The sequence below is a fragment of the Acidobacteriota bacterium genome, assembly GCA_028875575.1.
GTDB lineage: Bacteria > Acidobacteriota > Terriglobia > Versatilivoradales > Versatilivoraceae > Versatilivorator.
Window position 1 is genome coordinate 22,397 of record JAPPDF010000016.1, and the last position, 22,505, is coordinate 44,901.

General features: G+C 62.9%; 11 protein-coding genes. 9 read left to right on the top strand and 2 right to left on the bottom strand.

What is annotated here, in order from left to right; all coding sequences use genetic code 11:
• Positions 1–18: 18 nt before the first annotated feature.
• The 4 genes from OXI69_02375 (at position 19) to OXI69_02390 (ending at position 8,426) form a co-directional block, all read left to right on the top strand.
• Positions 19–1,764, top strand: coding sequence for a CRTAC1 family protein (locus OXI69_02375; GenBank protein ID MDE2664978.1), 1,746 nt, complete (start codon positions 19–21; stop codon positions 1,762–1,764).
• Positions 1,765–1,894: 130 nt separating this feature from the next.
• Positions 1,895–2,752 carry a hypothetical protein gene (locus OXI69_02380; protein ID MDE2664979.1) on the top strand — a complete coding sequence of 286 codons (858 nt, stop codon included), beginning with the start codon at positions 1,895–1,897 and terminating at the stop codon, positions 2,750–2,752.
• 97 nt (positions 2,753–2,849) lie between these two features.
• Positions 2,850–5,261 carry a tetratricopeptide repeat protein gene (locus OXI69_02385; GenBank protein ID MDE2664980.1) on the top strand — a complete coding sequence of 804 codons (2,412 nt, stop codon included), beginning with the start codon at positions 2,850–2,852 and terminating at the stop codon, positions 5,259–5,261.
• 357 nt (positions 5,262–5,618) lie between these two features.
• Positions 5,619–8,426, top strand: coding sequence for a tetratricopeptide repeat protein (locus tag OXI69_02390; GenBank protein MDE2664981.1), 2,808 nt, complete (start codon positions 5,619–5,621; stop codon positions 8,424–8,426).
• A 183-nt stretch (positions 8,427–8,609) separates the two neighbouring features.
• Here the strand turns inward: OXI69_02390 and OXI69_02395 are convergent, their stop codons facing one another.
• Positions 8,610–10,007, bottom strand: coding sequence for a DUF3179 domain-containing protein (locus OXI69_02395; GenBank protein ID MDE2664982.1), 1,398 nt, complete (start codon positions 10,005–10,007; stop codon positions 8,610–8,612).
• 400 nt (positions 10,008–10,407) lie between these two features.
• Between OXI69_02395 and OXI69_02400 the strand changes: the two genes are divergently transcribed.
• From OXI69_02400 to OXI69_02410, 3 genes are all read left to right on the top strand, one after another.
• On the top strand, positions 10,408–12,795 hold the full coding sequence (locus OXI69_02400) for a VWA domain-containing protein (GenBank protein ID MDE2664983.1): 2,388 nt from the start codon (positions 10,408–10,410) through the stop codon (positions 12,793–12,795).
• A 630-nt stretch (positions 12,796–13,425) separates the two neighbouring features.
• Positions 13,426–14,544 carry a tetratricopeptide repeat protein gene (locus OXI69_02405; protein ID MDE2664984.1) on the top strand — a complete coding sequence of 373 codons (1,119 nt, stop codon included), beginning with the start codon at positions 13,426–13,428 and terminating at the stop codon, positions 14,542–14,544.
• Between the two features lie 67 nt (positions 14,545–14,611).
• A complete protein-coding gene (locus OXI69_02410; GenBank protein ID MDE2664985.1) occupies positions 14,612–16,996 on the top strand; it encodes a tetratricopeptide repeat protein in 2,385 nt (794 codons plus the stop codon).
• 242 nt (positions 16,997–17,238) lie between these two features.
• On the opposite strand, the gene OXI69_02415 is transcribed toward OXI69_02410, so the two are convergent.
• Positions 17,239–18,948 carry a hypothetical protein gene (locus OXI69_02415; protein ID MDE2664986.1) on the bottom strand — a complete coding sequence of 570 codons (1,710 nt, stop codon included), beginning with the start codon at positions 18,946–18,948 and terminating at the stop codon, positions 17,239–17,241.
• A gap of 404 nt (positions 18,949–19,352) precedes the next feature.
• Between OXI69_02415 and OXI69_02420 the strand changes: the two genes are divergently transcribed.
• Both OXI69_02420 and OXI69_02425 read left to right on the top strand, forming a co-directional pair.
• Positions 19,353–21,563 carry a hypothetical protein gene (locus tag OXI69_02420; GenBank protein MDE2664987.1) on the top strand — a complete coding sequence of 737 codons (2,211 nt, stop codon included), beginning with the start codon at positions 19,353–19,355 and terminating at the stop codon, positions 21,561–21,563.
• Positions 21,564–21,579: 16 nt separating this feature from the next.
• On the top strand, positions 21,580–22,371 hold the full coding sequence (locus OXI69_02425) for an SDR family oxidoreductase (GenBank protein MDE2664988.1): 792 nt from the start codon (positions 21,580–21,582) through the stop codon (positions 22,369–22,371).
• Positions 22,372–22,505 lie beyond the last annotated feature (134 nt).

A 22,505-nucleotide genomic window follows, 5' to 3' on the forward strand; every position in this document is an offset into this window, starting at 1 on the left:
ATGGGGAAGCGTCCACCAATGGATCGGTTGCCGAATTTCACCCGTGGACACAGGTGGCGGGGCACGCTGGCTGCCGTCGCGGCGGTTGTCCTCGCTCTCGTGTGGGGAGGGGCTGAATTACCGGCCTGGCCCGACCCGCCATCTCCCTTTCACGACAACCGGGCCGCCGCCGGCATTGATTTCCGGCACCAGCGGGGCGCTTCCGACCAGAAGCACCTGGTGGAGACGGTCGGCTCGGGATGCGCCCTGTTCGACTACGACAGCGACGGGTGGTTGGATATTCTGCTGATCAACGGAGGCCTTACGCCCGAGTCCACCGCCGCCGGGCCGGTTCGCCACGCGCTCTATCGCAACCTGGCTAACGGTCGTTTCCAGGACGTGACCGCCAAGGCGGGGTTGGAGGGAAACGGCGCCTTTGGCATGGGCGTTGCCGTGGGCGACTACGACAACGACGGGGACCGCGACGTCTATATCACCAACTTCGGACCCAATGGGCTCTATCGCAACAACGGAGACGGGACCTTCAGCGACGTCACGGCCAAGGCCGGCGTCGATTGTTCCGACTGGAGCACCAGCGCCGCCTTCTTCGACATGGACAATGACGGCGACCTGGACCTCTACGTGACCAATTACCTGGAGACCAGCTTTGAGACCAATCCCCTCTGCGAGTTGAAGAACATCCGGACCTACTGTTATCCGGGCCACTACGACGGTGTCGGCGACAGGCTCTACCAAAACCTGGGCGGCGGCCGTTTCCGGGACGTGTCGGAAGCCAGCGGGATCCTCAACCCGGAGGGCAAGGGTCTGGGGGTGGTGGCGGCCGATTTCGACGATGACGGCTGGATTGACCTCTATGTCGCCAACGACACCGTCAGAAATTTCCACTACCAGAACAACCGGCAGGGCGGATTCGAAGATATGACCCTGCTTTCAGGCACCGGCTACAACGAGGAGGCCAACGCTGAAGCGGGAATGGGCACCGACGCGGCCGACTATGACGGGGATGGCCTGATGGATATCGTGGTGACCAATTACGACATGGAGACCAACGCCCTCTACCGCAACCACCAGGACTGGCTGTTCACCGATGAACGGGCCTCCTCCGGGGTCACCCGGGGAGATCGGTTCCTGCTGGGGTTCGGCACCGGTTTTTTCGATTTTGACAACGACGCGGATCAGGATCTTCTGGTGGTCAACGGGCACGTCCTCGACAACGTCGAGCAAGTCCAGTTCGGCTTTCGCTACGCTCAGCCCGACATGCTGCTGGAGAACCGGCAGGGCATATTCCAGGAACACGCGGACTTCTCCCGGCAGGCGGGACTGGAGCCGCGGGTCGGCCGCGGTTCCTGTTTCGGAGATCTGGACAACGACGGTGACCTGGATATCCTGGTCAACAACTGCGGAGGTCTGCCTCATCTCCTTGTGAACCAGGTGGGGAGCCGCAAGAACTGGATCCTGCTGAACCTGATCGGTTCCCGCAGCAATCGGGACGGCGTGGGAACCAGGATCGAGGTGACGACCGCCGCCGGCCGGCAGATCGACCAGGTGATGGGAGGCGGAGGGTATCTGGGAGCCAGTGACCTGCGGGCTCACTTCGGTCTGGGTGCCGCCGACCGGATCCAATCGCTGCGGATCCGTTGGCCCGGGGGAACCGAAGAGGTGTATCGGGATCTTGAGGTCAACCGCATTCTCACCATCAGGGAAGGAGCTGGGAAGGTAGAGGTCATGCGGGCATCACGGCCGGCCGGGACGGTCGAGCCATAGCCTGGCGTTGCCGTGGGTCGACAAGCAAAATAAAGATATCCACGAAGGAACACCAAGGAACACGAAGGGATTTGTGAAGGCTCAAGGGGGCAATCCAAGAAGGGCAACGACGAACCACGAATGGACACGAATGAACATCAATAAGAGGTGGCCCATGTGGGTTCTGAAAAAAGGTCGTGCCGTAGTTGCAGGGCCCGTGGCCCTCATGGTCCTGGGAGTGTGGCTGGTCCTGCCGGCAGGCGGTCAATGGCAGAGGAAGCCCTTTCAGGAATGGACTCGTGAGGAGGCTCGAAAGGTCTTGAGAAAGTCTCCTTGGGGGAAGTCCCACCTCTTTGTCATCCCCTCGGGGGACGGCTACGAGAGAGATCTGAGAAGTGAACGAGCGGCTTGGCCCGGCCTGGACCCCCAAGGTCCTCCCGACCCGACCCGATCCGGTGATGTGGATCAGCGCCTCGCCTCACGGTCCGATAATCCCCTGGACGATCCGCGCAACTCCGTCAGTCAGGGGGAATCTCGCGGCAGCGGGGAAAGCGGCGGCCTCAGGCGGGCGGCTGAACGCTACCGAGTCTTCTGGTACTCCTCCCTCAGGGCTCGTCAAGCCATCGGCCGGCTTCGCCAACTCCGGGGGTTGGACCTGAAGGAACAGATGCAGGCGCTTCACGGGCAATCCCGCCGTCATCACATTATTGCCGTGACCGGCTCGGTCTCCAGATTCTACCGCCGCGCCACCCTGGAGGAGGTTCGAGGGAAGACCTTTCTCCTGTCGGGAAAACGCAAGCCCAAAAAGATCGACCCGGTGCAGTTCGTGGGTCCGGAGACCCTTCGGTTTCCCATGGCTCTCTTTCTTTTTCCGCGGGTCACGGAGGCGGGCCGGTCTGTGGTTCTGAGGGACGGGGAAGCCCGATTCATCAGCCAACAGGGTCCTCTGAAGGTGAAGACTTCCTTCAAGTTGAAGAAAATGATGACCGACGGGAAGCTGGACCTTTAACGGCAGTGGATAGTGATCAGTGGATAGTGGCTAGCCCTGCCTCGGCCCTGCCGGGCGGATCATAAGGGGTGAAACAGGGTGTTTTGGGATGCCTAACGTGTCGATCAAGATACTCTCCACTAACCACTCTCCACTCTCCACTCTTCTTGGGATTGCCGCGCTGTTGGCTGCCTGCGTCGTCCTGATCGAGCAGGGTGCCGGTTTCCAGGCCTCGGAGACGGATGCGGCTCCCGGGTACGTCGACCCGCAAACCTGCCAGCCCTGCCACGCCGAGATCTTTCTAAACTACCAAAAGGTGGCCATGGGCCGCTCCTTTTACAAGCCCACCACCGAGAACGCCGTCGAAGACTATACGACCGACAACCATCTCTTTCACGCACCTTCCAATCGCCACTACCGGATGGTGCAGCGCAATGGCAAGTTCTTCCAGAGACGCTACCAACTGGACGATCAGGGCAGGGAAAAGAACGTCTTCGAACTGGAAGTCACCCACATCATGGGTTCCGGCAACCATGCCCGGACCTATCTGAACCTGGCCGAGAATGGTGTGCTGCGGCAACTGCCGGTGAGCTGGTATTCCCAGGGCAAGGGCTGGGGGATGAGTCCGGGGTACGACCATGCCCGCCACGACGATTTCCGCCGGCGGGTCGGTCACTCCTGCATGTTCTGCCACAACGGCTATCCGCGGCTTCCCGAGCCCAGCGACCGCTACGGGCAGCAGAGCCGTTTCCCCGGGAATCTGCCCTCGGGCATCGACTGTCAGCGCTGCCACGGTCCCGGTTCGCGGCATGTGAATCTGTTGTCGAGCGGAGAGGCGGCTATGGAGGCGGTTCGCGCGGCCATCCTCAATCCGGCCCGTTTGAGTCCGGAACTCCAGATGGACGTCTGTATGCAGTGTCACGTGCAGTCCTCGCTGGGCAACCGGGGAGACCGGGTCCGACGGGCCGGGCGTTCGGTCTATTCCTTTCGTCCCGGAGAGTCGCTGGATGACTACATCGTGCACTTCGACCTGGTGGGACCCGATCCCGGCAGGTCTACGGACCGGTTCGAGATCGACAGCACTGCCTATCGGTTGCTCCAGTCAAGCTGTTTCCTGGAGAGCCGGGGAGCCATGACCTGCAGCACCTGCCACGATCCCCATCGGACTCCCCGGGGGCCGGAAGCCGTTCGACATTTCCGCGACCGCTGCATGAGCTGCCATCCCAGCCTTTCAGGCGAGGTCCATCCTCGACCGGCTCAAAGCGATTGCGTGCCTTGCCACATGCCCAGGCGGCGGACCGAGGACGCGGTCCATGTGGTGATGACCGACCACTGGATTCAGAGCCGTCCGCCCCAGCGGGACCTGCTGGCCCCGCTTAAGGAAGACCATAGGCCGCATGAAGGGGCGGTGGTTCTGAACGATCCGGAGGCACTCCCGGCATCGGACAGGGAGATCTATTGGGGGTTGGCCCAGATCCAGTCGCCTTCCCACCTCGGGCAGGGACTGACCAAGCTCAAGGCCCGCTTGAGCCCGGAGACCTCCTCTCACCCGGAATTCTTTGCCGAATGGGGCAAAGCTCTGCTGGAGGCCGGCCAACGTGACGCGGCCGAGGTTCGGTTGCGCCAGGCCCTGCAGATGGATTCCAGCATGGTCACTGCCCGCACCAGGCTGGCGGACATGCTGAGAGAGCAGGAGAAGTGGAACCAGGCCATCCGCCACTACCGGCTGGCCCTGGCAGCCGATTCCACCTATGGAGAAGCCGAAATCGGTTTGGGACTCATCGCGAAGGGACAGGGACAGATTGAATCTGCCATCGCCCACTTTCGCCGGGCAGTGCAGCACAACCCCTTTCTGGCCGAGGGCTTTGCCAACCTGGGGACGGCCTATATTCAGCAGGGGGAGTGGAACCGGGCCGTTCAAGAGCTTGAGAAAGCCTTGAGCATCGAACCGGCCAGCGCCGAGGCCTACCTCAATTTGGGGACGGCCCTGTCCAGGTTGGGCCGGCAACCGCAGGCCCTGGGGGCCTTCGCCGAGGCGATTCGCCTCAACCCGGACCTCTCCAAGGCTCACTACAGTCTGGGCCTGGCGCGGGCACGGTCCGGACAACCGACACAGGCGATCGAGGCATTCCGCCAGGCCATCCAACTCAACCCCGCGGACGCCGACTATCATTACAACCTGGGGGTGGCCCACAACGAGCTGGGACAATTGGAAGAGGCCCTGTCGGCGTTTCGGGAAGCCGTCCGGCTGAGGCCGGAAGATGCCGAGGGTCATTCCAGTCTCGGCCTGGCCTATGCTCAACTGGGTCGGCTGCCCGAGGCCCTCGAGGCCTTTCAAAAGACGGCCTCCATCCGGCCCAACGATCCCGAAGTCCGGTTCTTTTTGGGAATGGCCCATCTCACGCTGGGGAACAGGAAAGAGGCCCTGCAGGAGCACGAGATCCTGAAGCGCCTGGGCGCACACCGGAGGGCGGGAATGCTGAAGGACCAGCTCGACCGGCAGAACCCCGGCGATTCGCCTCAGGATTAGGTCGGATTACTTACACTGGCGGACACTCGGAAGTGGGGATAGAACACGGAGATGATGCAGGGGAATTTTCTATCCCCGGGCAGTGTTGTGGGTTAGGAGAGAGCTGCGAAGCTGCGGTAGGAGTGGGTAGGTCGAGCAAACGCCTACTACGAGCCTTCCTTATAGAGCAGCGTAGCTGCGGCTCAGGGTAGCCCCGGGCGGGAGCCCGGGGTCGTTGGATTCCGGCAACCCTGCAGCCGCGAAGCGGCGGATCAGTGGCGTCCGTCGGGAACGCACCGCTTCTCCAAAGAAACGTTAAACACGTATCAAGGTGTGAGTGTATTGGGCGGCCCTGCGCCACTCTTGAGGAACGTTGGTTTGAGAAAAGCCGATCTTCAGAGGCACCGCAGTTCGTGGCGGTATCCATCCGCCGGATTGCTCTGGACTCTCGCCACGGTAGTGGCCTGGGCTGTCCTGGCAGGGCAACAGACCGTCTTCAAGGCTTCGAAGCCGGACGCCCCCGCCGAGTATGTCGACCCGCAACTCTGCCAGCCCTGTCACTCCGACATTTCTGACAGCTACCAAAAAGTCGCCATGGGCCGCTCATTCTATCTCCCCTCGGCGGAGAACGTCATCGAGGACTACAAGGTCAACAACCACTACTACCATGAGCTCTCCAACCGCCACTATCGGATGCTTCAGCGCGACGGGCGCTTTTACCAGAGGCGCTACCAACTGGATGCCCAGGGGCGGGAGCACAACGTCTTCGAGATGGAGGCCACCCACATCATCGGCTCGGGAAACCACGCCCGCAGCTATCTCAATCTGGACGCCGGCGGCGTGCTGAGGGAACTGCCGGTGAGCTGGTATACCCAGGAGCAGCGCTGGGCCATGAGTCCGGGCTACGACAGGCCCGACCATGAGGATTTCAGCCGGCAGGTGACTCATGCCTGCATGTTCTGCCATAACGCCTATCCGCCCCTTCCGGAACCGTCGGATCGTCTTGGGCTCGACAGCCGTTTCCCCCGGGAACTGCCGTCGGGGATCGACTGCCAGCGCTGCCACGGCCCCGGAAGCCGTCACCTGGAGATGGTTTCCAGCGGCAGGGCGGATGCGGCCGACATCCGCCGGACCGTTGTGAATCCGGTCCGTCTGGGACCCGAACGGGAAATGGAGGTCTGCATGCAGTGCCACCTGCCGGTGGCCACGGCCGGCCCGCATATCCAGCGCTTCGGTCGTTCGATCTACTCCTACAGGCCGGGCGAGCCCCTGGCGAATTACTCTGTCCGGTTCGACCTGGTCGATCCCAAGACAGGGGAGTTGAGCGAGCGGTTCGAGGTGGACAGCAGCAGCTATCGCTTGCGCCGGTCGCCCTGCTTCATCCAGAGCCGGGGAAAGATGACCTGCACCACCTGCCACGATCCCCATCACGCTCCCCGCGGGGAGAAAGCGGTGCGGCACTATCGGGAACGTTGTATGGACTGTCACGCCGAGGTGTCGCCCGAGGCCCATCCACAGCCCGGAGAGAGCGATTGCGCGAGCTGCCATATGCCCCAGCGCCGCACCCAGGACGCGGTTCACGTGGTGATGACCGATCACTTCATCCAGCGCCACCCTCCCCAAGAGGACCTGCTGGCGCCCCTCAAGGAAGACCACTCCCCCAAGCCCGACGGGGTGGTGTTGCACCAGCCGGATGCGTTGCCCGATTCGGAACGGGAAATTTACCGGGGATTGGGACAGATTCGGTCCCCGGCCCATTCTGCCCGGGGGGTGGACCGGCTCAAGCTGGCCCTTCCACGATGGCAGGGGACCAGTCCTGAACCCTATCTTCAGTTGGCCCTGGTGCAGGTGGAGTCGGGGGACCTGGATCAAGCCGGAATCCATCTGAGAAAAGCCCTGGAGGCCGATCCGGAGCTGGCGCCCGCCCGCTTTCAACTGGGGGAGGTGCTGAGGCGGCAGGGCCGTCCGGACGAGGCGGCCGAGCAATACCGGCACGCCCTTCGCCTCAAACCCGGCCACGCCGCCGCCCACAACGGCCTGGGACTGATCCTGAAGGAGCGACAACAGATCGAGGGGGCGCTGGAACACTTTCGACTGGCTGTGCGCAGCGATTTTCTTTCGGCGGAAGCGCATGCCAATTCAGGAACCGTTTTTCTGCAGCAGGGTCAGGTTGAAGAAGCCACCCGGGAGTTTCATCGCGCTTTGCAGATCGAACCCAATAACCCCGGGGTATACCGCTCGCTGGGGGTGGCTCGGGCGGGGGTGGGCCGACACCGGCAAGCGGTCAGCGCTTTCCGGCAGGCCATCTCCCTCAAGCCGGATGACGCCGAAGCCCACTACAACCTGGGTCTGTCCCAGAACGAGCTGGGGCGGCGGGAGGAAGCCATCCAGGCCTTCGAAAAAGCCATCGACCTCAGGCCGGACTATGCCGAAGCCCATTCCAGCTTGGGAGTAGCCTATGGCCAAACAGGGCGCTTGCCGGAGGCGGTGGAAGCCTTTCGGCAGGCGGTCAGGATCGAACCCGACTACGGCGAGGCCTATTCCAACCTGGGTCTGGTTCTGGGCCAATTGGGGCGATGGCGGGAGGCTGCAGAGGCCCTGGCTCAAGTGGTCCGCATCGATCCGGAGGACGTCCAAACCCGTCTGAAACTGGGTCTGGCTTACGGCCAGGCGAGGCAATTCCCGCAGGCGGTGGAGTCCTTCCAGAAGGCCATCGAGGTCAAGCCCGACTTTGCCGAAGCCTACTCCAACCTGGGGGCGGCCCTCGGCCAACTGGATCGGCACCAGGAAGCCAGTGAAGCCTTCAAGGAAGTCGTGCGCCTGCAGCCCGATTCATTGCAGGCTCACCTTCGTCTTGGAACGGCCTACGTGCAAACGGGGCGATTGCCGGACGCCATCCAGGCTTTTCAAGGAGCCACACGCATCAAGCCCGACCTGGTGCAACTGCACCAGTTCATTGGGGAAGCCCATGCCCAGTTGGGACAGCCGCGCCAGGCCATCCCCGCCTTCAGGCAGGTTCTTCGTCTTCAGCCCGGCAACGCCGAGGCCCGCCTTTATCTCGGGCTGGCCCATCTGGCGGTAGGGGACAGGGCCTTGGCCCTGGAGCAGTACGGCAAACTGAGAGATCTGGATGAAGCCAAGGCGGCAGAGTTGATGGAGCAGATCAACCGGCAACCGGCTCCCTGAGGCTTTCCCCGGAAGTCCGACCCCGCCTGAAACAACCTGAAAAAGTTATCCACGAAGGGGAACGAAGCGGGGCGGTTCCGCCGCATCGGCAGGACTGCCGCCCGACAAGGCGGCGCCCCCCTCGAGGAGCAAGAGTGATGGGTGGCCTTCATCCCGTGACGTCGTGACACCAAGGGGACAAGATCAATGCACCAGGCGGGAATTGGGGAACTGGTTGTGCCAGCCGAACCAGAAAGCCCGATGGGCGGGAAGCCGCAAGCGTTTCTCTCCGGCTTTGTTGGTAAGGGCCTCCTCGCTGACCGACCAGGATTGCCTGCGGCTGTCGGTCAGCCTGGCCTTGCGGTTCCAGCGGGTGAAGGTCACTCCGGTGGCGTCGTAGACCCGGTTGGCTCCCGACCGGTCGGTCAGGATGACGAGCGCCCTTTTGCCCACCCGGTCCTGATAGAGCGGGTTCTCTCCCAGGAAGTCGGTGTCATAAGCCACTGCCTCTCCCTCCAGCAGCAGGGCCACTACCTCCTGTTTGTTGCTTAGCCTGCTGTCCCGATAGCGGACTGGAAACATGAGTTCTTGAGTCGCGAAATAGGCGCGGTAGGCCACGCCCTCGCCATAATCCCGCCGGTGGCCGGTTTCCAGGGAGAGCACGCGGGTTCGGGGGTGGCTCTTTCTCCAGGCGTTCCAGGTGGTGGTCACGATGGGAAGCCGTTTCAGCTTCAGTTCGGACTCCACCAGCTTGCCGGTGACGGGAACCCCTTCCAGGGCCGACCAGAGCGAGCGGGTCTGGCGATCCCACATCAATTTGTTGGAGCGGAAGAGAAAGCCGCTGGTCCCGAAATCGAACTGCCGCTTGCCGATCCGCTGGTCGTAGAGAACGGCTGACCCGCACAGGGTACAGTAGGCGCAGGTGACGTCCATGCCGCCCACGGTGTCATTGAACAGCTCGTGCCAGGCCAGGATGCGCTTGGGATAGGCTTTGGCTTCCCCGTTGAGGTATACCCCGAAAATCACGTCGGTCCCGTCCAGATAGGCTGCCTCGCCGGCTTCGATGAACCGGGGATGCTCCAGAGGGGGGATGCCGTCCACCTTCACCCCGCCCCACACGATCTCGTCCAGGCGGATCGTATGCTTCATGCCCGGATAGAACCACCAATGAAACCGCTCGTCGATGGGGGCGTGGATTTCTGCCTTGAAGGCCGGATAGAAGGGATGCATTTCGAAATCCTGTTCCCACACCCACTCCATCATGGGGTATAGATCCCGATCCACATCCTGGCCGGTCTTTCTCTCCAGCAGGTCCCACAACTTGCCTGCCGGGGTCTCGTCGTCGAACAGAATTTCCTGGCGCGGGGCGAAAAAACGCAGCGTTTCCACCACCATGGGAGCCAGGCTCATCTCCCATTCGGCCTCGAAGGCTTCCAGAGCCCCTTCCTTCTGGTCCAGGAAGTCGAACAGGTACTGCACCACCTGCTTTTGACGCTCGGTTCCCTGGGGAGTTTCTCCCCCGGGCGGGGTCGCGGAGGCCCCGGCCAGGTGCAGACTCAGCAGGACAGCCAACAGTGCCAAAGTGAGGGTTTTTGCCGACATGCCTGCTCCGGAGCGATGGGATATTCTCATATTGCACATTTCGAGATTGAAAGCCAGTCCCAAGTAGGGGCGGCCTGGCGGGTTGCATTGCTTCCGGAAGGCGAGGGCTGATGCGGTTGAGGGATTGTAGGCTGCCAGGCAGTGGAATCGATATCTATTTCATATTTAACATCGATGCACAGGATTAACAGGATGTGAGGGTGCTGCACCCGAAGCCGACTCGGGCGATGAACCGGTGCGGATTTGCGGACGTTCAGGATTTCAAGCTGGCCGTTTCCTGAAAAAATCCTGTGCATCCCGTGCATCGATGTTAATTGTTCATTCGAAAAAATTCGACCATCCGATGGTGTAAAATAGAAAACGATATTATTCCTTTTCTTCAGTCATGGGTCGAATGAAGATGCATCTACGGACTTGGCTTCGGCTCTGTGCCCTTTTGCCAGCCATCGGGCTGACAGTGGCCTTGTGGGCGCCCATTCCAGTGTCGGCTGCTCCTGACGAACAGGAGCCGAATTCCGACAACTCATCTTCAGCTTTCACCTTCAGGGTCCCGGTGAACGTGGTGCTGGTGAACGTCACCGTTACCGACAGGGCCGGGAGGCCGGTCAAGGACCTGACCGTTGAGGACTTCAAGCTCTTTGAGGACGGCAAGCGCCAACGGATTCAAAGCTTCGAAGTGGAATCCAGTCAACTGGAGTCCCGGACGGATCCGACCGGGGAGGGAACGGCCCCGCCCACTCCCGGCGCGCGGGTTGCAACTCAAGAGGCAGAAGACCGCACCCGGCTGATCAGCTACTTCATCGACGACCTGACCGCCCGTTCCCCCAGGTACTTTTTCTGGGTCGTATCCGCATTGCAGAAGTTCATTGCCGAGGAGATGGGGCCTGAGGACCAGGTGGGCGTCTTTTCAGCTTCAGGACGCGTCCGAATGCCCTTCACCAGCGACCGCAAGCTGCTCCGGGAGCGGATCGAGGCCCTCCACGTCGGGAAGTTCTACCTGTCCCGCCCCTACCGCAGCCGCTGCCCGGTCATGACCGACGTGCAGGTGATCCGGATCGTGGACGGTCACCGGGGAATCGATTTCACCCGGGCCTTCAGGGAGGCCAGCAGGTGCGCTGAAGTGAGGGATCTGGACCCGGGCGACATCGAACAGCACGTTCGCGCCGAAGCCTTTCACCAGTACTCGGGAGCCCAGGGGGCTATTCAGAGGCTGGTGGCCGCACTGCGCCATCATGTCCAGACCCTGCAGCATTTTACGGCGAGCAAATCCCTGGTTCTCTTTTCCGACGGATTCGTCCCGACGCGTTCCATGCGCTGGAGGCTGGACCGGGTCGTGGGTCGCGCCCTGCGCTCCCGGGTCGCCGTCAACGTGGTGGACATTCGCGGACTCCATACCGTCGGCTTCGAGGCCGCCAACAACGACCAGGTCAGAAACCTGACCGGCGAGCCAATCAGCCAGGAGGACTTCAACGCGGGCTTGACCATGGGTAGGGAATTCTCCGATCTCTACCGCGACCAGACCTATCAGCGCCGCCCCCTGGAGAAACTGGCCGAGGAAACCGGCGGCGTCCTGTTCACCGACAACAACGACCTGGTGTCGGGCCTCAGCCAGATCAGCAATACCCAGTCCTATTACTATGTGCTCTCTTACGCTTCCCCCGATCAGAAGGCCGACGGAAGATACCACAAGATCCGGGTGGAAGTGGACCGGCCCACCGTGGAGCTCAGCTACCGCCGGGGATACTTTGCGCCCCGGAAAACACTCTCCCTGGAGGATCGCAAGAACGAAGATATTCAACTGGCCCTGACCGCCCCGGGAAATTTCGACCAGATTCCGCTGCAACTGGACTACCGTTCTTCCCCGACCCGGGACGACCGCCACCGCCTGAAAGTCTTCACCAACGTCAGTATCGCGGGGATGCCCTTTCGGCAGGAGGGAGAACGGCGCCAGAATCTCCTCCACCTGGTGCTGATGGTCTACGACCGGGACGGCCAGCAGGTGGAAGGGTCTCAAAAGACCATCGAGCTGAGTCTGGGCGAATCCAGCTACCGCTCCATGCTCCAGCGCGGCTTCACCACCCGGACGGAGTGGGAGGTTCCCGCGGGCGAATACAATGTCAAGGCGGTGGTCAGAGAAAGCCACCGGACCCGGATGGGGTCCCTCGACGAGACGGTCACGCTGCCCATTCCCCAGAGTGCCCGGGTTGCCCCGCAATCTCCAGCTGACCTCGGGGTTGCAGAAGCGGATGAACCCACCCTTCCCGAGGAGTTCGTACGCTCGGAATCGGTGGAACCGACGCCGGCGGACGAAGACCCGGATCCATCCCTGCCCGCGGGTGGTCTGGAGAGCAGCCAGTTGGTGCTGACCCAGCAGCTCACGCCGCTGGCCGATCTGAGCGCCGAGCTGCAGGCCAGTTTGCTGGAGGGCGGGGAGGCCGTGATCTTCGGGGACGTCCAGATTCATCTTCCGCTGGACGACCGGATCGACCGCCAATACCCGGTCACCTTTTTCTATACCCTCTTCAACCTGATGTATCCCCAGGAGAGCCAGGGGATGACAGCCAAGATTCAACTGACCGACCGCTGGGGCAAGGTCAGCCGGTTTCCGCTGATCACCTTGAGCGAAGGTCAAGTTGAACCCCTGGAAGAAGGCGCCGTGAATGTAGCCTTCAACCTGTCTTTCAAGAACGTTGAGCCCGGCCAGTACAAGCTGACGCTGATGACCCGGGCGCCGGGAGCCAGCGGCCAGTCGGTCGGCGCCCGGACCACGGTGACGGTTCTCCAATAGCAGGTTTCCCGGACCATATTCACAAACAAGTCAAGCCCCCGCCCTGCCGGACGGATCATTCGAGAGTGGAACAATGGACCCCTTTGGCCCTATGAAAAGGAAGAGAAGCCGGTGCGCAGCAAGCGGATGCCCACCCGGGAGCGCGGGCGTCCCGCCCGCACCACACTGGCAAGGACTCGCCCATCTCCTCCACCCGGCTCGACCGGCAACGGCGTCAGGACTCTGCCTCGGCCGAGCCCATGCCATTCCCGCCGGCAGAGTGGCCGGGTGCTGCATCGCAGGGAAACTGAGCGGCACGCAACGGGATAGCATGCGGGCGGGACGCCCGCGCTCCCGGGAAAAGGCCGATCAGGCGCCTTTGCTCCGCGATCCAATATGCGATCCAATATTCCCTAAAGCGGCACAGGGTGCTATGATTGCAAAGCGAAGATATCAACGAAAATGGCAGCGGTCGGAGGGACCTTCCTTTCAGATTGGGATTCCTGAGGCAGGGTGGCAGCAGGATCCGGGAGCCCAAGGTTAAAAGCGGAGCCGTCACTAGGTAGGTGCTCATTGTCGTCGTCGCCGCCGACCCCGATAGTGCCATCAAGATCTCCGGATGCCTAAGGCATGCCGGGAACAGGAGGTCACATGTCACGACTGGTCAAGTCTTCAGGGTTGCCGCTACTGGCGGTGGCGCTCTTCGGCCTGGTCGCCCCCGAGGTTTGCGAGGCTCAGAGGGCGCAGGTTATGGGACAGGTCAAGGGGGTCGACGGCAAGCCTCTGAAAGGCGCCGTGATTCACATTGACGACACCCAGACCGTGCGTAAGTTCACGGTCAAGACCAACAAGAAGGGGCGCTACTTTCACGGAGCCATCCCTCTGGGTTACTACCGGGTCAGCGTGCAGGTGAACGGCACGGAGATGCACGCCGTGCCCAACGTGAGGATCTACCGAACCAAGCGGCCCGGCGACACCTTTGCCTATGACGCCGAGCCGGTCAAGGTGGACTTCGATCTCCAGGCGGTCGCCAAGTTGAAAAAGAAGCGTCAGGAGGCCCTGGCCAAGCGCTCGGCCGCCGAAATCGCCGCCGACCGCGCCAAGGAGGAAGAGCGCAAGTTCGGCCACATGAACGACGAGTTCAGGAAGGGCCGGGAACATTTCCATGCCAGGCGCTACCGGCAGGCTCTGCAGGCCTATGTCCGGGCGGCCGAGATGGACCCGCGGCAGCACATCATATTTGCCGAGATGGGGGAGGCGAATCGGGCCTTGCGGAAATACGACGATGCCATCAATAGCTACCAGAAGGCTCTGACGGTTCTGGCTCAGAACCCCGACTCCAAGGTGGGAGCCAAGTATCAGATGAATCTGGGCCTTTTGTACGGCCTGATGGACCAGACCGATCAAGCTCTTGCGGCCATCAACAAAGCCCTGGAATTAAACCCCGGAAACGCGGACCTGGCCTATTTCAACCTGGGAGCAACCCTGGTGAACAGCGGGCGAAACGAGGGGGCCATCGCCGCCTTCAGGAAGGCCATCGAGGCCAATCCCGACCACGCCAATTCCCAGTATCAGTTGGGGGTCTGCCTGCTGGGAATGGCCACGGTGGACGAACAGGGAAGGTCCATTCCGCCTCCGGGAACCCTGGAGGCCTTCAAGAAATACGTGGAGTTGGAACCTTCGGGTCCCTATGCCGCCGAAGCCAACAACATGATCCTGGCGCTGGCGGCTCAGGTGAAGACCACCTTCGACGCCAAGAAGGACAAGTAGATAGGCCGGTCAGCTGTATCCGCCTGCCTCTGCCGCGACTGATGGCGTTCGCCCGGGGTGGTCCCTAGTGCCCTTCCTGGAAATGACGCTTCCGGAACTTGCCCGCCGAATGGGTTGGGTGGGACTGGGTATGGTCTGCCTGGTCTGGCTCTGGCCCTGGGCCGGCCACTCCCGATCCGGCCAAAACACCACCGACTCCCCTCTCTCCTCCCAGGTCTGCCAGTCCTGCCATGCAGAGATCTACCGGAGCTACGCCGAAGTGGCCATGGCCCGGTCCTTCTACCGTCCTTCTCCGGACAACGTGATCGAGGACTACACCCGGGAGAACCACTTCCACCATGCGCCCTCCAATCGGCATTACCGGATGGTGCAACGGGAAGGGCGCTTCTACCAGAGGCGATACCAGTTGGACTCCGACGGAAACGAGAATAACATCCTGGAACGGGAGGTGGCCTGGATCATCGGTTCGGGCGAGCATGCCCGCAGCTATCTGAGCCTGGATGAAGGAGGGGTGCTGCGGCAGTTGCCGGTGACCTGGTATCCGCAGATACAGCGCTGGGGGATGAGCCCCGGCTACGACCGTCCGGACCACGAGGACTTCGGCCGCCAGGTCACTCACTCCTGCCTGTTCTGTCACAACGGCTATCCCCAGCTCCCCGAAACCTCGGACCGCTACGGCCAACGGAACGTTTTCAGGAGCGAGCTGCCCTCCGGCATCGGTTGCCACCGTTGTCACGGCCCGGGCGCCGATCACGTGAAGCTGGCATCAAGTGAAAGGGCCGCGGTCGGACAGATTCGTCAATCCATCGTCAATCCGGCCAGGCTGAGCCCTGAAAGGCAGCTGGACGTCTGCCTGCAATGTCATCTGGAAGCAGCAGCGGCGGCTCCGCGGTTCAGACGGTCGGGCCGGCAGGTTTTTTCCTTCAAGCCAGGCGAGTCCCTGGCGGATTACATCGTCCACTTCGATCTTGGCGATCCTGACACGGAGGCCCCCCCCGATCGATTCGAGATCGACAGCGCCGGCTACCGGATGCGTCAGTCTGCCTGTTTCCGCCTGAGCGAGGGTGCTCTGACCTGTACCACCTGCCACGACCCCCACCGCAAGCTGCGGGGGCAAGAGGCCTTAAGGCATTACCGGGAACGCTGCCTCAGTTGCCACAACCAACCCTCGACCGCCGTCCACGGAGAGACGCCTCCCGGCGATTGCACCGCTTGTCACATGCCCAGGCGGCGGGCTCAGGACGTGGTGCACGCGGTCATGACCGATCACTTGATTCAGAGGGGACCTCCGAACCGGGATTTGCTGGCGCCACTCAAGGAGGACCATTCTCCCAAAAAGGAGCAGCCGCTTTTGTACTTTCCCCAGTCGCTGTCCGACTGGGAACGAAATCTCTATCTGGGGATGGCCGAGGTGCAGACTCCGGGAAATCTGAGGCAAGGCCTGGACCGGCTGACGGCAACCCTGGAGCGAAAGAGCGCTGCTTTCGCCGAGCCCTACGTCAAGTTGGCCATGGCTCAGGCTGAGACCGGGGCCTACGATGCGGCTCGGGTCAGCCTGAAACGAGCGCTGGACATCGATCCCGGCAGCTCCATAGCCCGTTTCAACCTGGGCGAGGTGATGAGGCGACAGGGTCAGTTCGCCCCCGCCGTCGAGCAATATCGGAGAACTCTGGCGGTCGACCCCAACTATGCCAAGGCACATTTGGGGCTGGGGCTGGTCAACCGGCAGCAGGGCCGCCCGGCCATGGAGTCTTTCCGGCAGGCCTTGCGGTCCGATTCGCTGCTGGCAGAGGCCCACCTTGGTCTGGGGCGGGAGTCCCTGGAGCGGCGACGGGCAGCCGAAGCCGCCGGCCATTTTCTGCGTGCCCTCCAGGTCGACCCGGACAGTGCCGAAGCCCACCTGAACCTGGGGTTGGCCCAGGCGCGGCAGGGCCTTCAGCAAGAAGCCCTGGCGGCCTTTCGGCAGGCTGCCGCGCTGGATCCCGCTTCCCCCGAAGCGCACTACAACCTGGGGGTGGCTCTGGCCCGGAAGGGCCGCATCCGGGAGGCCTTGCCGTTCTTCCGGCAGGCGGTCCGCCTGAAGCCGGAGGACGCAGAAGCCCAATCCAACCTGGGAATGGCCTACAGTCAGTTGGGCCGGCTGCAGGATGCCGTTGCGGCCTTCCGCCAGGCCGTGCGCCTGCGGCCCGATTCCGCCAGGGCCTACGTCAACCTGGGCCTGACCGAGGCCCGCCTGGGCCGCACCGGGGAGGCTATCGAGGCTTTGTCCCGAAGCGCGAGCCTCTCTCCCCGCAATGCCGAAGTCCGGCTCAACCTGGGCCTGCTCTACCTGAGCGCAGGCGACAGGACCTCGGCGCTGGAGCAGTACGAGGTTCTCAAGGAATTGGACCCGGAACGAGCCAAGGTGCTGGCGGATCGCATTCGCGAACGAGATCCGGCAGGGCCACCCTAGGCAGCACACGATTTAATGGAAATATCCTATCTCCTGGCAGTGTCGTGAGTTTAGGGAGAGCTGCGAAGCTGCGATTGGCGTGGGTAGCCCGAGGAAACGCCTGTTACAAGCCATCCTTACAGAGCAGCGTAGCTGCGGCTCAGGGTAGCCCCGGGTGGAAGCCCGGGGTGGTCTGATTCCCGCGCTGCCGAAGCCGCGTAGGCGGCGAATTAGCAGCGTTCTTCCCAAACGCAGTCCCCCCGCTACCCCCGATAGTTCAAGTGAATCTCCACGCTCTGCACCACCAGCGGCGGCCTTAGCCGCGCATCCCTCTTCAACAGGCGAACCTGGACCACATGGGTGCCCCGGGCGGCTTGTTCCGGACGCAGCTTCCACACCAACCAGCTGTCTTCAGCCACGTCGGAGGGGTTGTCCGGATCCTCTGCAGCCAGGTTGCGTACTTGAGGCTCGGGCAGTTGGGCGCCGTCCAGGTTGACTTCGACCTTGTCCGCTACCGAGCGGTGTTTCAGCTCCACCTGCAGTTCGGCGGTCTTGAGGTTTCCTTCGCGAGCTTCCTGGACCGTGTCGTCGTAGACCTTGACGTGGAAGCGAGGTCCTTCCTCCGTCAGCGTCCGGTAAAGGGCTACCGGGGTCTCTCCATAGAGGCGGTCGTGAAGGTCGGCACCGGCCCAGTTTCCTTCCTTGGGTTCACTGAAGGGCCAGCCGCCGATGTAGCGGTGCAGGGCCCCGTAGACCTTGTCGGTTCCCTTGAGGGTTCCAAGCGATCCCACGGTCGTCAGCAGGGGCCGGCGGGTTCTCTCGTTGGCGTGCCAGTTGAAGCAGTAGATGCCGTCGGCCCCGCGTTTCCAGTAGCCGGTGGCGGCGGCCCGCACCATGGCCTCATGCCATTCCCGGTCGGGCTTCAGGCCCTGGTGGGGGCCCCAGAAGCCGCTGTCGAAACCGGGATAAAAGCGGATTCCGGTGCCTTTCAGAAGGTCGAGGAACGCTTCCACCTCCACGCCATAGTCGGTCAGGGCTCCACCCCCGGCCGCCATCATGTCGCAGAGGTCTTCCCGGACCCAGGTCTTCAGGTCGTAGCCGATGCGCCGGCAGGCTTCCATGGTGGTGGCCACCCGAACTGCAACGTAGAACGGCCTGCCCCTCTCCCGGCCCAGGCGGCGGGTCATGGAGCGCAGGGCCCGCTGCAGGTCGGTCAGGGTGTAGCTGAGGCGCTGGGCGTCATCCAGGGGCAGGTGGAAAGCGTGGCGCTGCCAGTCCAGCTCGACACCGTCCCAGTCGGCCAGCTTGCAGACCTCGGTGACGCTCTGCAGGCGCAGTTCCCGGATCTCGGGGATGGCGAAATTCCAGGAGGCCGCGAACCACTTGGGAGCCTGGCGGGGTCCCAGGCACCACTCCGGGTGCTGCTTGCGCAGGGGAGTCAGGCCTTCGATGCTGGCCTCGGCCATGTCCTCGAGCTGCAGGCCGTTGAAGTGGTTGTCGTTCATGCGGATGGAGGCATAGACATGCATTCCGAGCTCGTGACCCCGCTTCACCAGGGCCGCATAGGGATTCTCGCCCTTGCGCAGCAGCTCCCGGATGCTTTCGTTGTGCCGCATGGACCACACCGTGTCGTAGAGGCGGCCCTGGGAGTCGCCCGCCATTTCCATGGTCTTGGAAGGCCACTTGGCCTCGTGCTCGCCGGTACACCAGAAGTGAGCTCCCACCTGGGTATCCTTCATGGGGGCGTAGGCCTTTTCCACGAACTGCTCCACCGATTGCGGGTACTCGGAGTAATGGTGAGGAGCCCCGTCCCAGTTGTAGATAACGGGATAGGCCGGTGGCCTGTCCTTGGGGGACCCTTGGGAAGACATGCTTGAGGCCTTTCCCTGCAGGGGAAAATCGGCCATGGACCCTCCCCAGGCCGCCATGCCCAGGGCTCCCGTTTCCAGGAAAGTTCGTCGGTTGAATTCCATTTTGGGGACTCCTTCTCTTCAGTAGTGACCATTCACCGGAAGGGTGAAATCAGCCACGGAAATTCCGTAACCAAAAATTGGGGATGCGGGCGCCCGCACACTGTAGCACCAAAAGCCCGGAGTTTGAAGAGCGGTTCATTAGCCCTGCCGGTTCATTGGATCGCTCGTACAGGCTACATTCCATGTGCGATTGGAGGGGCGCCCCTTGTGGGCGCCCTTTGTAAGCACCCAATTCGGCTCTTGCCGGGCGAACGGGAACAACCGGGCAACCACAAGGGTGGGCAACCACAAGCGTTGCCCCTACTTGGGACGGCACTGATCATCGCCCCTTGCTCATCCTCATTGCGGACGGGGACATTTGTCATAGAATGGTGGCGCTATCCATTACTACTCGAGGAGCCGTCATGAGCAAACCATCGGGGGTTCGTCTGTTGTGTCTTGCAGTGATGCTGGTGGCGGCGCCGGCTTGCCTGCTCAAGGAGGAACGGCCACGGGTGGACATTGTGGTGGGCAGCGAGGCCACCGAACTGGAACGCCTGGCCGGTTCGGAGCTGGCCTCCATGCTGGAGAAGCTGTTCGAGGTGTCCGCCGCTGTCGGTCCGGCTGCCGGGGAAGAGTCCCGGGCGGTGATCCTGGTCGGCCGTCCCCAAACGAATCCGCTGCTGGCCGAGGCTGCTGGAGAGAGCTGGCCCGATCTGAGCGACCAGGGGCTGCTTCTCAGGAATGTGGGCGGTCCGGTTCCGACCTTGCTGGTGGGTGGAGGCAGTCCGGTGGCGGTGCTGTGGGCCGCGTACGACCTGGGCGAGCGTTTGGGGGTGAGATATCTTGTGAACCAGGACGTCTTTCCCGACCGGCGCCGATGGTCCGGCCTGCCCGAGCTGGACCTGGCCCTGGAGCCCAACCTGCGCATTCGCTGCTGGCGCCTGGTGAACGATTTGCCGCACGGCCCGGTTTCCTGGAGCCTGGAGGAGTACCGCCGCTTTCTGGGCCAGATCGCCAAGATGAAGTACAACCGCATCCACTGCGCCCTGTGGCCGGCCCAGCCCTTTGTGCACTACAGCTTCCGGGGGATGGAAAAGCCTCCCGGCGTCCTCTATTTCGGCCACCGCCATCCCATCGGGCCGGAAACCATCGGCCGGGAGCGGTTCGGCTCCATGCAGGTCTTCACCAATCCCGAGTTCGTGGGAGCGCAATCCGGAGAAGAAATGGTCCGGCGGGCCATCGGACTGGTTCGCGGCATCCTCAAGGAAGCCAAACGGCTGGGGATGGAGACCGGACTGTCCATTCAGCCCTTCCAGTGGCCCAAGGAGTTCATGAAGGTCCTGCCGGGATCTGAAATGGAACGGCAGTTGGGCGACCTCACGGCAGGTCCCGGACGCGGCCAGTCCATGCAGGACCGGGGGCTGCGCGACATGGTCACCACCATCTTTCGTGCCTTTGTCGAAACCTATCCCGACATCGACCACGTCCACGTGGGCATGCCGGAGCACCGGAGCTGGGTGGGACAGGCGGCCAGGGCCTACCGGCGTTTGACGGCCCGCTATCCGGGGGCGGACCTGGACAGCTACAACCGGCTTAGAAAACGGGCGCGCGGCCGGACCTCCTTCCCCGGAGGCGGCGAGCGGGTGGAGACCATGCTGCGGGGAGATCTGTCCAGCCTCTGGTTCTTCGATTCGCTGCTGCGGGAAAAGCAGCTGCTGAAGCGGCCCGGCGGGGGAGAGGACATCAGGATCGTCTACAACGGCGTGGTGGCGGAACTGTTCCCGCTGGTGGCCCGCATGCTGCCGCCCGGCGGAGAGATGCTGAACTTCATCGACTACACGGCCAGCCGGCAGCTGCGCCAACCGGAGCTGCTGAGGAAGGTCCCACCCGGTGGAGTTCCTTCCACCCTCATCTTCACCCTGGCCGACGACAATGTAGGAGTGTTGCCTCAACTGGCGACCGGCTCCCTGCACCGGTTGACCCAACTGCTCCGCCAAAACGGCTGGGCGGGCTTCTACACCCGCTACTGGACCGTCGGAGACCTCGACCCGACCGTGCACTATCTGAGCCGGGCCAGTTGGGATGCCGGCATGACGCCGGAGAAGGCCTATGCCGACCAGGTCCGGCACGTGTGCGGGCCGGAGGCGGTGGAGCCGGCCCTCGAGGCCTTCGCCCTCATCGAAAAAATCACCCTGGGCCTGGATCAGCATGGCCTGGGGTTCGGGTTTCCCGTACCGGGGATGATGACCAAGCACTATGAGAGTGGAGGGCTGTCGGAGGATCTCAGACAGGATCGTCAGCTTTACACCGAGGCGCTCCGACAGATGGAAGAGGCCCAGCGGCGCAGCCGGCCCGAGGGAACGGACTACACCCGATATTTTGTGGAGCGGCTCCGTTTTGCCGTGCGCTATCTGGAAGCCGCCGATGCCTTCGGGGCGACCGGCCGGGCACTGCGGGAGGGGCGGAAAAAGGAGGCCGGACGCCAGATTGAGTTGGCTCACCGGGCCATTCGGGAAGCCCTCGAGTCCTATGCCGGCGTGGCCAAGGATCACGGGGACCTGGGTGCGGTGGCTCTGATGAACGAGTACTGTTACCGGCCCATTCGAGAGAAACGCCTGGAACTTCAGTTTTAAGCGGAGGAGGTGGACAATGGACTATGGATTGAAAGGCAAGGTCGCCCTGGTCTGCGGCGCCAGCCAGGGGTTGGGAGAAGCCAGTGCGCTGGCGCTGGCCAGGGAGCAGGCCAGCCTGGTCATCTGCGCCCGCAACCGGCAACGGCTGCTGGAGACGGCTCGAACCATTGCCGATGAGACCGGAGCCCGGGTGCTGCCGGCGGTATGCGATCTGGCCAGCGGGGAAGATTTGGAACGGCTGGTGGACCAGGCGCTGGAACGGTTCGGGACCATCGACATCCTGGTCACCAACGTGGGCCACCCCCAAATGGGCGACTTCTTCTCGCACGACGAGGCCTCCTGGCGGGCCGGATTCGAGGGGGTGCTTCTACCGGTGGTGCGGCTGTGCCGGCGGGTGATACCGCACATGGTCCAGGGCAAGTGGGGCCGGATTGTCCATATCACCAGCGTGGCCGTCAAGGATCCCCATCCCCCCTACTACCTCTCCTCGGTCTACCGGGCAGGGGTGGCGGCGTTGAGCAAACTGTTGTCTCAGGAATTCGGCCGGGAGGGCGTCCGGGTCAATACCGTGTGCCCGGGAGTCTTCAAGACCCCCCTGGTGGGCGACCTGTTGGCCCGGGAGGCTGAAAAGCAGGGAGAACCCGTCGCACGGATCGAGTCCCAATGGGCGGAACAGACAGCCGTGGGTCGATTGGGCGAGGCCGCTGAGCTGGCTTCTCTGGTGGCGTTCCTGTGCAGCCAGGCTGCCGCCGACATCACCGGCCAGGTGCTGGTGGCCGACGGCGGCGCCACCGGCGGACTGTATTAGGCAGTGGTTAGTGGTCAGTGGATGATGCTTAGCCGAGCCGCTGCCTGTCGGTGCTGCTAAGCGGCGTCGCGATTGCCCCGCTCCGCATCAGCCTTCGCCTGCGGCTCGGCTTCTGCGACTCCCCCTCAAGGGGG